Source organism: Superficieibacter electus, assembly GCF_002915575.1.
GTDB classification, from domain to species: domain Bacteria; phylum Pseudomonadota; class Gammaproteobacteria; order Enterobacterales; family Enterobacteriaceae; genus Superficieibacter; species Superficieibacter electus.
In genome coordinates this window covers 15,724-28,498 of the sequence record NZ_PQGD01000028.1, presented here as the reverse complement: position 1 = coordinate 28,498, position 12,775 = coordinate 15,724, and the positions used below count along the sequence as shown (strand labels likewise).

At 40.8% G+C, this 12,775-nt stretch carries 13 protein-coding genes; 8 read left to right on the top strand and 5 right to left on the bottom strand.

Translation table 11 applies throughout. The features are described from left to right. Positions 1-243: 243 nt before the first annotated feature. Positions 244-1,407 carry a hypothetical protein gene (locus CHU32_RS24360; RefSeq protein WP_000114860.1) on the bottom strand — a complete coding sequence of 388 codons (1,164 nt, stop codon included), beginning with the start codon at positions 1,405-1,407 and terminating at the stop codon, positions 244-246. A 369-nt stretch (positions 1,408-1,776) separates the two neighbouring features. Here CHU32_RS24360 and CHU32_RS24355 point away from each other — a divergent pair, with 369 nt between their 5' ends. Continuing rightward, on the top strand, positions 1,777-2,589 hold the full coding sequence (locus CHU32_RS24355) for a DNA adenine methylase (protein WP_001121574.1): 813 nt from the start codon (positions 1,777-1,779) through the stop codon (positions 2,587-2,589). A gap of 8 nt (positions 2,590-2,597) precedes the next feature. Here CHU32_RS24355 and CHU32_RS24350 read toward each other — a convergent pair whose 3' ends face one another. From CHU32_RS24350 to CHU32_RS24335, 4 genes are all read right to left on the bottom strand, one after another. Then, on the bottom strand, positions 2,598-3,452 hold the full coding sequence (locus CHU32_RS24350; protein ID WP_000970401.1) for a hypothetical protein: 855 nt from the start codon (positions 3,450-3,452) through the stop codon (positions 2,598-2,600). 234 nt (positions 3,453-3,686) lie between these two features. Further along, positions 3,687-4,403, bottom strand: coding sequence for a DnaJ-like cysteine-rich domain-containing protein (locus CHU32_RS24345; protein WP_000838219.1), 717 nt, complete (start codon positions 4,401-4,403; stop codon positions 3,687-3,689). Continuing rightward, positions 4,400-4,600, bottom strand: coding sequence for a hypothetical protein (locus CHU32_RS24340; RefSeq protein WP_000594930.1), 201 nt, complete (start codon positions 4,598-4,600; stop codon positions 4,400-4,402). Before CHU32_RS24340 ends, CHU32_RS24345 begins: the two co-directional genes overlap by 4 nt. A 19-nt stretch (positions 4,601-4,619) precedes the next feature. Then, entirely contained in the window at positions 4,620-5,672 is a 1,053-nt protein-coding gene (locus tag CHU32_RS24335; protein WP_001065778.1) for a hypothetical protein, read from the bottom strand. Positions 5,673-6,148: 476 nt separating this feature from the next. Here CHU32_RS24335 and CHU32_RS24330 point away from each other — a divergent pair, with 476 nt between their 5' ends. The 7 genes from CHU32_RS24330 to trhB all read left to right on the top strand — a co-directional run bounded on the left by CHU32_RS24330 (position 6,149) and on the right by trhB (position 12,773). Beyond that, entirely contained in the window at positions 6,149-7,024 is an 876-nt protein-coding gene (locus CHU32_RS24330; protein WP_000594611.1) for a RepB family plasmid replication initiator protein, read from the top strand. A 1,148-nt stretch (positions 7,025-8,172) separates the two neighbouring features. Continuing rightward, complete coding sequence (locus CHU32_RS24320; RefSeq protein ID WP_000423602.1) at positions 8,173-8,526, top strand: hypothetical protein; 354 nt, start codon at positions 8,173-8,175, stop codon at positions 8,524-8,526. A 17-nt stretch (positions 8,527-8,543) separates the two neighbouring features. Further along, a complete protein-coding gene (locus tag CHU32_RS24315) occupies positions 8,544-8,894 on the top strand; it encodes a type IV conjugative transfer system protein TraL (protein WP_001447770.1) in 351 nt (116 codons plus the stop codon). Between the two features lie 11 nt (positions 8,895-8,905). Next, complete coding sequence (locus CHU32_RS24310; protein ID WP_000783153.1) at positions 8,906-9,694, top strand: TraE/TraK family type IV conjugative transfer system protein; 789 nt, start codon at positions 8,906-8,908, stop codon at positions 9,692-9,694. Then, a complete protein-coding gene (locus tag CHU32_RS24305) occupies positions 9,694-10,965 on the top strand; it encodes a TraK domain-containing protein (RefSeq protein ID WP_000592092.1) in 1,272 nt (423 codons plus the stop codon). The genes CHU32_RS24310 and CHU32_RS24305 overlap by 1 nt, the downstream gene beginning before the upstream one ends. Position 10,966: 1 nt before the next feature. Beyond that, on the top strand, positions 10,967-11,428 hold the full coding sequence (gene htdO / locus CHU32_RS24300; protein ID WP_000521242.1) for a plasmid transfer protein HtdO: 462 nt from the start codon (positions 10,967-10,969) through the stop codon (positions 11,426-11,428). Continuing rightward, complete coding sequence (gene trhB, locus CHU32_RS24295) at positions 11,418-12,773, top strand: IncHI-type conjugal transfer protein TrhB (RefSeq protein ID WP_000351841.1); 1,356 nt, start codon at positions 11,418-11,420, stop codon at positions 12,771-12,773. Before htdO ends, trhB begins: the two co-directional genes overlap by 11 nt. Positions 12,774-12,775: the final 2 nt, after the last annotated feature.

The following is a 12,775-nucleotide window of genomic DNA, read 5'->3' as shown; positions in this document are numbered from 1 at the left end:
CCGGTCCTTTAGAAAAAACTTTTACCAGGATAGCAACGTCGCTCTGTAACCTAATAGGTTCAGTGACACGAAAAAGTTTTTTATGTCTCTGAATAAAACTTAAAGATGTCAACTCATAGAAAGAAGCAAAAAAAAAGCCCCGCATAAACGGGGCAAGAACGATACATGGAGGTTTAAAAAAGGCGGGCAAAAAGCCTGAATCCTTAATGACTCTGACAAAACCAACACTTTGCCAAAAGTAAATTATTCTGCGTCCGGCTGTGGGTCAGTATCCTGATCGGTCTCTTCCCCTGCCTTCTTAGCATTTTTTTTACGTGGGTATTTTGGCTTCTCACCATTAAGTTTTGCCTGACGATTCTCCGCACGGCGAAGCTGCTTGTTCTCTGATTCTGTGATCTCTTTTGAAAGATTTCTCAGCATCTCCAGAGTACTGCGGTTCAACGTAATGTTGATTTCTTCGTCAGCACTTGAATCTGTCATCTCCGGCAATTCAATATCCCCCAGTTTCTGTAATAAGCTGGTGGTGATGAGTTTGACGCCTTCTACGGCTTTTGTGGCAATAACCGGCGGAATCCGTGCTGGCTTGAAGTCTGAAGGTCTGACTCGTACCTGACCATGTTGGGTTTTTTTCACCGTGATGCCATTCGCATCGGCCTGCTCAAGTTCCGCGATCATCTTCTTGATACGTGAAATTGCTTCTGTTTCACCGAGCTCATCGATCAGTGAAAGCACGTTAACATACGAAATAGCGTCAGCATGAATCCATTTCTTGATAACAACAGAACAGGTTGTCAGGCGGATAAGAGAACTGATGGTCGTCGGGCTTTTATTTTCACGTTGAGCAATTCGTTCGAGTGACCAGCCAGCAAGAGAATGTAGGCGACGATAGGACTCGCCAAGCGCAACAGGAGAAAGCGCAAGACCACGGTTACCATCAATGGTCGCGAGCTCACAGCCAATTTCATCTTCTTTAATCTCAACGCAAAGGATTGTGATGTCATGATCTTCATCACATGCCATCATTGCGGCTTTTAAACGGCAGTGCCCCTGGCGAACAAAAGGTACCCCATCAATGACACGTACTCGGATAGGGTCTACATAGTCACCTCGAATGTAGGCATTCTTGATGTTGTAGATGTGTTCTTCAACCTCAGGGAGCTTATAGTAATCGTCACCCATTCCCATTTCGCGGGAGTTGAAGCCTGGCGTGACCTGAATTACTGAAGGGTGGATAGCCCATGCTTTCTGGTCACTTACTTCAGTACAAAGTTCAGGGTTTGCATCACGGAACTGTTTAAGCCCAGTGACGTAACGACCTGTGCCAGTAACTACTGAAAAGGCAACATGGGCCGTTTTAAAGACCTTGTCATTAGCTTGCTGTGTAGGTTCTGTCAGTAAAACACTCATAGGGGCTCCGTTACATTTTTCTGCTTACTTTCTGCGTAGCGGGGATACTACCGAAAAAAAAATCCATAATTTTTCGCAAAAAAGGTACTTTTTGAGCCTATTCTGATTTTTCACAAAAAAAGAGGGCTCCCCATTTCTTGTGATGGCATCAAAATCGCTTCATAAACAAAGACATAAATCCAAAACATAAAGTTCAGGTATCAGTGAGGAAAAATCTTATAAATCCGCAATGCTGAAAGTCAAAACTGTGCGTCTTAAACAACTTTTTTTTGCTCCCTAAGTTATTAGTTAAAGCCCGTGGTTAGGTACGATACCAGCACCTAAATTTCTCTCTCAGGTATAGACACTTTGACTCGACATCTCAGACACATGCCGATAATCAAATGGGCTGGTGGAAAAACGAAACTGATGCCTTTCATCAGCCATCACTACCCACACGATCATAGTTGCCGGTGGGTAGAACCCTTTATAGGCGGTGGTGCCGTTTTTCTGAACATGTTTGCACAAAATGCATTGCTTGCAGATAGCAATCCAGACTTGATCAACCTATACAGGACTATTCAAAGACAGAAAACTAACTTTATAAATCAGGTCCAAAACCTAGCGGATAAAACCTTTGTCGAAAAGGACTACTATGAGATGAGGGACCGTTTCAACAAAACCTGTATTTCTGGTCAACCGCTTCAAAGAGCGGCTTTGTTTTACTCCCTGAATCGCCTGGGCTATAACGGTATGTGCCGCTATAACTCAGAAAGAATCTATTCAGTGCCCTGGGGGAAACATACAGAACTGAAGCTTGACTTCAATAAAATAGACTACCTTTCATTTCGTCTTTCAGGTATTGAACTGATCACCGCTGGTTTTGAGGAGACTCTGGCCGCAACCGGCGAAGGAGATCAGATTTATTGTGATCCGCCATATGACAAAACAAGCAAAACTAGTTTTGTCAGTTACGATGGTAAACCGTTCAGCCAAAGCGACCACGTGCTGTTAGCAAATATGCTCGTTGACGCTCACAGAAAAGGCGCTGCTGTTGCGATATCAAATAGCCTGACACCATTCACTTTGGGCCTCTATGAAGAGCGTGGATTCGTCATACACAGACTCAGCGCTTACCGATCCGTAGGAAGTAAGCCAAATACACGGAAAACGGAAACAGAAATACTGGCCGTGCTGAAATAGAGTTAATTCTAATCAACGGGGCTAATCCATTCCTGAAAAGTTAATACCTCAGGGTGAGTTCGTTGAACATAAGGTATAAACTGAAGCTCTTCTATTCTCCGGTCGCCCCTCTTTCCTTCGCAAATAAATGAAATGAGTCCTTGCTGAGAAAGCCCAGTAAGGACGCTCATAAGTCTTATATTTAGAGTTTTAAGCTGTAAGTCGTTATTAATGTCCTCCACTTTATGAGAGCTCTGGCCTGAACGTTTAAGATACTCGTAAACCATGAAATTCGAATTTCGTCGTTTTAACAATTTTTCGGTTATGCATTCCTGAATGAAACCGCCAAGAGCATCTAAAAGCGGACTGAGAACTACCGGGAAAGTTAATGTGTAACTTTGAGAAGTTTTAGACAAAGTAAATGAATTTAGAAAGCTAAAGTTAAGTCTCTTTTTTGAATATGGAGCGTAAGCGACAAGAGTAGTTGACATAACAGTAAGTAAAGCTTCAAGATGTTCCACTGTTATTAATGTGGTTTTATCTGTATTTCTTAGATTATGGAAATCAATAAACGCTACTCTTGAACGGCTAAGCCAATCTTGTACTTTAATGTCGATAGAAAATTGCGATATATGATTTGAACATTCATTTTGGTTGATAGGGCATGCAGACGAAAGATGGTTATGGATTATCATGCATAGCACAAAAAAAGGAAATCGGCAGGCTGTGGGGCATTGAAAACCGGTTAAAGAAAGCTTAGACGTTTCATATGCGCTTACCGGAAAAGTAACTTTTCTTAACGTTGGCTTTGACGATGTTCTTGCATTTTTACAAATGAAACCGAGACCCAGATCATTGTGCATTTTAAAGTCCATCTCCATCATCACCTTTTAGCCTTAACTGTATGGTATTGGTATACAAAAAATTAAAAATTATAATTAATAAGATTATCATTTTTTTACTATTGAAAAGGTTGTGATAGAGGGGAATTTAAATGTAAAAGATTTATACTCGCAGATCTTTATGAGGGATAAAACCCATTGCGTAAGCAACAATATTACGTGAGTGAGTCCTAACGACAGTTTAAGTCTTGGCTCTATATTTAAGCAGTAAAACATTTAACTGTCTTGGAGTTTACTTAACTTAAAAACTGTTATTGCAGCATAATTTTTCGAATCAAAATCATAGAATTTTCTGACTTTTCCAGTCAAATGATAACGTTCACCCAATAAAATGTGATCCTGTTTATCGGCCGTTAAAGCGATCCCGTCATTTCTAACTTTACCAGTAAATGTAAAAAAATAACTCCCTTTACTTTTTGCGTACGCGGCCCTGACTTCAGTAAATGTTAGTTCAATGCTTATGACCTGGCCGATATTGTAGCTATGTTTTAAAATTTCTTGTTCATTTTCCGGAGTTTCAGACAACATCACATCAAAGGTTGTAAAGAAACAATCCAGCTGGCGTTCTGTCAAAAAACGGTTATTGTCTAGTTGCGCCAATATACTATTAGAAAACTTAGTGTTAGCCTTTTTTGCTTTCTCAATAAGTACGTGGTTTCTGGATTTCCATGCTTCGAGTGTTGGGTTAACACGCAGTTCCGGAATGTTATCGAGAAAGGTAATTGGCTCTAGTACCACTAATTTTTCAATAATGGGTCCAACTGTTTGCACCCCATGACACTTTTCACATACATCAGCCCCTTTGTGGCCTGTGCCCGCACATTCGTTACATTCTCTTTCGATAGGTGCATAATAATTTCCATCTCCGTTAAGGGATACATTCACTGAGGCTGGTACCATATGACCATCAAGAGTAAAGAAAAGAGATTTCATTTTCGAAACACCTCCAAACGTGCCTCTACGATTGCTACAGCTTCTTTCACAGTTTTTTCATAGTGGTCATGCCCTTCAGGAAATTGGTCAAAACGTTTACCGTGTTCTAACTCTTCCATGTTGCGTTTAAGGACTTCATGAGTTAGAAGCAAATCATTATAATTATCGATAAGAGTCAGCTTTATAGGTTTAATCACTCAACTAATCCTCGGTTTTTTATTCCTTAAGGAGATCTCGAATTTCCAGAAGCTCTTCTAATTTTGGTTTAGAAAGAATGATTGCTGTATTTTCGTCGTTAAGTAAAGACAATAAAATATTTAGCTTTTCATCATTCAAGATTATTTGAACACCATCATCAGAAAATATTACATTTTTACTATCAACATTTTTGAACAAGTGTGCACTATCTCTACCAAATTTTAGTTCTGTTTGAGTATTCGTTATAGATTCCGTATGTGTACTTTCCACAAGCTCAAGAAATTCAGATTTTAGCCGTTCTGTTTTCTTATGCGAGAGGCGCTTAATACCCAAAGTCTTACGTGTGACTGCCGAATTTTTCTTTTCTGGTCCGCCTTTATTTAAGGTGTCTGGTCCTGCTCCAGCTGCATTGTGTTCAGGTATGCCTACAATTTTGCTCGTTGTAGTCTCAATATTCTTAACGCCAGGTAAGAAACCTTCTATATGTTTTAAAACCATTTTGTGATCGTTGGAATATTTTAACATTATTTCAATGGCGAGCGTTTTTTTGATTAGATTTAGGCTAATCAAACGTTGAAGCTCTAATGGCATATCAAGGATTTTTAGCATATTACGAATTGCGGTAGTTGATCGTTGATATCGCATTGCTAGTTCTTCAACCGAATACCCGAGACTAACAGCATGAGCTAATGCATGAGCTTGCCCAACCGGATTTAGCCCATTGCTTCTGTTACCATCGAGGTTCTCAAGGTATTCTTCAATTTCGTTTTTATAATCGATTAAGATAACAGATAATTTTGGAATATTAGCACCTTCAGAAATTGCTAATTTTAAGCCATGAAAACGAGTATGACCTTGACGAACTAAATATTTACCTTTTCTTTTTACGACCTTGATCATATCAACCTGCCTTCCTTCCTTAAAGGCTTGTTTGATTGACACAATCATCGATTTGACAGGTTCTTGTTCGTAACACAAATCTCCGATTACCGCCTCTCGGGGATTAAATCCCTTTTCAATTTCAACTAGATTAGTATCCACTTCAATGACTGTATGTTTGCTGTTGTTCATATCTTCCTCCTGTTTACTACATGATACATGAACCTCAAATTTGCCAAATAGGGCTGATACATCTAAAAGGTAAACTCAAAAAATTTGCTTAATAAAATTAAAATAAAAACTGTCTTGAATAAAACAATGATAGTAAACCCACTTTCATTTCCGTTTGCGATCTGTAGATATTGATAAAGGAGCGCTATTCCTTGTTTTATATGGACTTATCATTGTTTTCAACAGGTTAGATCAATTCTTTAGATCACTAAAGATCAATAGAGTTCAAGTAAAGATCACGGCATCTTTAACTCATTGATTATAGTAACTTTATGAAAGGATCCGGCATTCGGATGCATGCGAAAAGCATTTGAATGAATAAGGAAGGCATTTACTGGAATGCTTATGGCATTTAGGTAAATGCGTAAAAAGCATTTGCAAGAATATGTTATAAACAGTTTGCCAAATGAAAATCTTATCACCGACGAGTTAAGTTAATGATTAAAAACAACGAGTTAATCCATCCTTTTGACGTAACCAGTAATGAATCAGGTAAGACTTATCAACTGACGCCTAACTCGTCCAAGTCGGTTCAGCCCGTGGCCCTGCTGAGATTGAGTGTATTTACCCCTGTCGGCACAAAAGAAAACCGCGACCGAAACTTTGAAGTTGATGCCTCTGATGAGCTTTCGTGTATGGAAATTGCAAGATCGGAGGGTTATGACGACATCAAGATAACTGGTGTCAAACTATCTATGTCTACCGACTTTAAGTGCTGGCTCGGGATCATCATGGCTTTCAGTAAATATGGTTTTACTTCCGAGAAGATTAGCCTGACTTTTAACGAGTTTGCGAAGATGTGTGGTATCAGTTCAACAAACATCAACAAACGAACTCGTGCGCGCTTTAAAGAGTCATTAATGAACCTTGCATCGGTAGTGCTTGCCTTCTCAGACTCTCGTAGTGGTCGGTTCACAGTAACGCATCTGGTGCAGAAGGCTATGATTGATCCAAAAAGCGATACTGTTGAGCTGGTTGGGGATCCTTCTATGTGGGAACTGTATCGTTACGACCATAAGACATTGTTAAGCCTTCAGGTTCTATACATTTTGGCTAAAAAAGAAGCTGCGCAATCTCTCTATATTTATTTTGAAGCAATGCCAGCTGGTACGTTGTTCGTTAATATGAAACGGTTGAGGGAAAGGTTGCTTCTTACAACCCCTATTCGTACGCAAAACCAGATAATTCGTAAAGCAATGCGGGAACTTGAATCTATCGGATATCTCGATTATCAAGAAGTTAAGAAAGGTCGCGACATACAATTTCAGATCTTCAAAAGAAGCCCTAAGCTGGCCCTTGCCAAACAAGGTTGAAAGCTATCTGGTATGCACTGGTTATAACCTGCTGAAAAATAAGTTATTTATCAGTGCTATGCTTAGTGCTTCTTTTACTACTGGTCTTACATCTCGGCTTAATGTGCAAAAAAGTAACTTTTCAAACGAACTCCTGACTATTCATCTGTATGCCTTTCTGACTCAAGCGTACATGCTAGCCCATTCATTAAATGCCGTTGAGCAAGATGGTTTCGTGCGCACTCTATTCACGTGAATGCCTTTTGTGGATTACGCCTCTTACATTCATACAAATGCTTTTGATGTCGGTATCCCAAAAATTCATTCATTGAAATGCTTTTGTTTGCCACTGTATCCCGAGCATAGCTATGCAGTGGTATAAAAAGGCATTTTGGTGAATGGCATTAGGTCGAATGACACACAGTTCAGCTTTGTTAAGAGCGAGAATGGTCCAAGACATCTATGACATTGGGCATCAGAAGGACTATGTGCTTGATATGAGATCAAAAAAATATCAGAAGCATCACAACTCCAATGGCATTCAAAGAAATGCCTTTGTTTTGTTAGTACACCAAACAACCCAAAATTCATGCAGTTATATCAAAGACTCATTCGCAAAAGGACTCAGCCAGAAAGCATTTGCTTAAATAGCATTGGCCAAAAGCATTCGAATGAATGATGTTCGTATGGACAAGACAAAGTCCCACTCACGCCCAGAGGTGTAAAAGGCATTTAGATGAATGACGCACCGGCCCGAGGATTGTATGTAGTTTCTCCAACTGATAGTTGCCGAACCAGGGAGCACAGTGATATGCGGCCTTCTCAGAATCAAGAGATAGATAATAAGGGAACAAAAAAGATTAGATATGAAGCTTAGTTACCTGCCCGATATCTAGTTAGAGCTTTTCAAACCATCAAAAGTGACTTTTATGCTTGAGGAGTCTCATCAGCTTCAGGATTGAGCTTAACGTAATCTTACCCCCTCCCCTCTTTCAAACTTTTACTAAGCGTTCACTGGTACCTTTCAAAGATTATGCTTTAGGCCCTTTGCTTAAAAATTCACCAATCGCTAAACGTTAAAAAAAGGGGGTTTATGCGAACGGAAGGATCGGAATAAAAAAGTATTATTCATTCGCGTTTACGTGAACTCAAATCTACACGGAGTAATTATGGAACTTTCTTTAAATATTGGCCTTAGTGAAAAGAAATCTAACACGGCTGCACTTTTTAAAACAAAAAGCGCAAAAGTGATTTTGTTTGTTCTGCTGACCGTGCTTTTTTGCGGTCTGGCATATGCGGGTTCAGATGATGGGGCACTGGGAGATATTTGGTCATACATGAGTGAAAGTATGACTGGAGCTCCGGGCAAAATTCTGGCAGCCGCGATGTTGATCTCAAGCGTATATTTCTCTGTCCTTAAGCCTAACCCGGGCCTGGCACTGGTTTCATTATTCATGATGCTGGTAATGGCCAACGGCGAGAAAATTATCAGCACCTTTATGGATGCTGGCGTACCGCTGTAATTTATTGTTAATCATGCATGAGGGGGTTCATCCCCCTCTCTGGATTTTTAATGAGTAAGCAGAACGACGTTCCTCAGCATACCTATAGATTCCCTTTCAGGATCAACATGCCTCTACTGATTTTGTTTTGGGATGCCAAAAAATTAGGGCTTGCATTCATTCTGGTTGCATTTGGGAATATCTTCGAATGCTTCGGGTTTTCTGTTGTAGCAGCGGTTGTGTATTGGATTGCGTATAACAAAGCAGCTGAGTCAGGAATAAGAGGATTGCTAAAACACAAACTCTGGTGGCTCGGTTTTTTGCCAGGTAAAGCAGTTTTTAGTAGCCGTTATTTCAACGATCCATTTATCAGAGATTTGTATTCTTGATGGAGCTATGAATGAAAATGCTAAGTGGCATTAACATCCCTTTTTTCAAAAAATCTAAAAAGGATGAAAACGGTGATCTTGAACAGTCATACGTAAAGAAAGATGAAAGTGCTAAGGGACGTTTTTTGGACATTAAAAAACGATTTAGCCCACAAGCTGAAGCGTCAGGTGCTGGAATTACATACAGCGCCCTGATTAATCGTGATACAAAACTTATCCGCATTAATACTGTTTCAATAGCCGTCATTGGGTTATTGGTTGCAAAGATTCTTTTTTTCACTGACCCAGTGACGATTGTTACCCCTCCAAACATGAATGAAGAGATCACGGTTGTTGGTAACAAAGCATCGGAATCTTATAAAACACAATGGGCTCTCTTTTTTAGTACCCTTTTAGGGAATATTAATCCAACTAATATTTCCTTTGTGACGGCCTATGTCCTCGATGCCCTTTCACCTGAACTACAGGCTAAAACGAGTGAGTCTTTACAGGAGCAGATAAATATCATGCAGGCTCGTGGTGTTGAGCAGACCTTTAAGCCTAATGATATTTACTTTGATCCAAAAAATGACATGGTCTATGTCTGGGGTACCAAAACGACTCGACTTGTAAATGTTCCGGACAAAACTGAATCATCGAAATGGACTTATGAATGGGTTCTCGGGATGAAAAATGGTCGCCCAAGAATTGCATATGTAAATCAATATTCCGGAACACCGAATATTAAAAAAATTACGATAAACGGCAAAGAGCAACTGGCAACGCTGGATAATCCGCCACCGTCTACAGGTAACAAGTGATGATTAAAAAAAAGGGCTTAGGCTTCAACGCAATTACAGCATTGATCATGCTCACGACTTCGAACTGCGTAATCGCTGAAGAATACCAATTGCCAGCAACAATTAATAACCCGGTTGTAATGCCAGTTGGTGCTGACGGATTTCAGAATGGAGCTGCAAAAGCCATTATTCCGGGTCAAGCTGGTTCTGAACAGTCAGGTGCACAAACAAACCTTAGTGAAGCCGGTAATGCGCAGGGACAAAAACCTACAACTGATCTCCCTACCGTGCAACTTTCCCCAGCCAGCAATGCTTCGCCTGCGGTAAGCGCTATTACTGGAGCATTATCAAATAATCCTAGTCTCCCCGGATTTGACGCACAGACCCGATCTGGTGCAATTGATAGCTATGGGAGACCAACAGGTACCTCTTCCCAGCAGAATGCAACCAATGCGACCGCCACGTCAAAAGCCGATGAACTTTATGTCGAAGCTCGTAACCGATATAAAGAAGTTCAGCGTGTAAATGTGCCGCCTGGTGGGAATGTGGTACTGCCAGTTTCACGAGGACTTCAAAACAGAATATCGACCAGCTTCAAGAATGCTTCTGTCAGTACTTCTACCCCTGCTGAAGAGGCAAGCATATTTGTTAATGGTGGCGATGTCTTTATTTCAACTAATACCGATAAACCAATCGGGATTATGTTGTCTGAAGATCAGGTACCTGAATCGACCTATAACCTGACCCTGGTACCGCTTGATGTTCCCGGTGCGATGATTTCAGTTACTACATCTTTAAGCCCATCTATGCAAGCCAAACGTGAAACCTCATTGGATAAGCAAAACTATGAGGAAATGTTGGCCCGCTCCCAGTCAGAAGAACTGGCTCCAACGGATCCAAAACAAGACGATCATAAACAAAGAATCATTGATTTATTGACTCCTGTGGCTCTTGGTGAGGTCCCTTCAGGATTCAGTTTACAACAGGACCGACTTTCTCGTATTCCTGCGCCAGAGCAGTCACCATGTAACTTTAATATGTATGCAAAGCTCGGTCAGAGACTGGTTGGCTCACGTGAACTTATTGATGTAATTCTTGTGAAAAACGATAAACCATACGGTCAAATCGTTGCTGATCAGCAGTGTATGGCAGAAGGCGTTATTGCAAGTGCTTTATTTGATAAAGCATACCTGCAACCGGGAGAAGAAACAGAGCTTTACATAGTCCGGGATAAATTGTTCAAGGAACGCGAGGCCCGGGTTACAACCAGACCAAGTCTAATCAGAAAATAATATGGGAAAAGTTACTTTGCCTGCTCTGCTTGGGGCCACCGTGATTGGTTTTGTCGTATTTGCTTTAACCAGCTTTTACTACAGGTCAGAATATATACCAAAAAGGAGTGTATTAATCGTTCCGGACGCACCCATTAGTATCGAAGATGGCAGTAACGCTTTTCCCGTTCAGACAGTAATAATGAACGATCCAACTCTTATTGATAAATTTGTAGGAGAGGGCAATATTAATGAGGAGAATGCTTTTGACTATCACAAAAGTAACGTTTTGGAACCTAATTACAAACATGAAATATCTAGAACGAGCCAGATAGATAAAGCTGAAATGAATCATCCATCTGTTCGTGAAAACTGGGCCAGAGCAGGTGAACCCTATATCGTTCCTCAGATGTCTGACAGCGAACGAAATCTAAAAATTAAACGATTCCAGAAACCTACAAGTGGAGCTAATCATGGACATTAAAAAGGCCTGGGAAAATAAGACCGTCAGACTTTCTGTTATTGGCGCTCTGCTGGTAGTGATTGTTTATATTATTAGCCAGTCTATTTTTTCCACACCAGTTAAGAAAGAAAAGAAAACACAGAAAAAAGACATGCAGACCAATTTGTTGTTAGATGATTCGCAAATGAACAAATTGAGTAATGAAGAAAGCCAGAAAGTATATAAAGAAATGGTTAAGCAAAACCGACTTGACCAAAATGCGGCGAAAGAGGACCGCGAAAAAGCAGAAAAAGCCCAACAGGAAACTAAAGCCCAAGTTGCAAGTTTAACTTCTCAACTTCAGCAGCTGTCTCAGCAAATTAATGATATGCAGACAAATCGAAACGGCAATCGTAACTTGGATGCTGGTAGTTCGCGTAAAACGATTAATGAGCAGGCACCGGCAGCTCCTTATCAGCTTAATGCTAATGCGCCGATTAATGGCGTAAACCCTAATTACGCTTCTATCACACCTACGCGTAATAGCCCAATGAGAACAATCACACAAAGTTCCATTAAGACTAATGGTACCGATGGTGTCATTCAGGTTATGCCCGTGTCTGAAAACAGAATCAAGGAAGGCAGAGAGGTCATTGCAGGAGATAAAGCGCCAACTCGGACTGTACGAGGTGATGGTACTGCGCCAGTTGATAGCAAAGCGCGGCATGCTGCCCGAAAAGATGAAATGTTTCTTCCGGCAACATCTATTATCACTGGTGTTCTGATTACCGGGCTTGAAGCGCCTACAAGCCTTTCTTCCAAATCAGAACCAATGCCAGTAACGATGCGTATTAAAAAAGATGTCATCATGCCCAATAATTTCACCATGGATTTGCGTGACTGTAACCTTCTGGGTTCAGCTGTTGGTGATCTGGCGTCACAGCGTGCTTACATACGTGCCACTTCTATCTCTTGTGTTAATTCAAAAGGGAAAGCTTTTGACGTAAAACTGGAAGCATATGCTGTAAGTGAAAATGACGGAAAAAATGGGATCCGAGGCACGCTTATCAGCCGAAATGGTAACGCAATTGCAGGAGCTGCATTTGCCGGTGGACTTTCTTCACTTGCCGGTAGCTTAAGTCCCAGTAAGGTATCTTCACTTAACATCGACCCTAATTCACAGGCTCAGTATCAGTCCCCTAATTTTGGTGCACTTGGGGCATTAGCCGGGGCTGGTGCAGCTCAAGGTGGTCTTAATCGACTCGTCGATTACTACACCGCAATTGCAGAACAACAGTGGCCAATCGTAGAAATTAGCCCTGGCCGAGCTATTACATTTGTCGTTCAGACCGGAACTACAATTCCAACGAATCTGACCAGTCGCTGAGG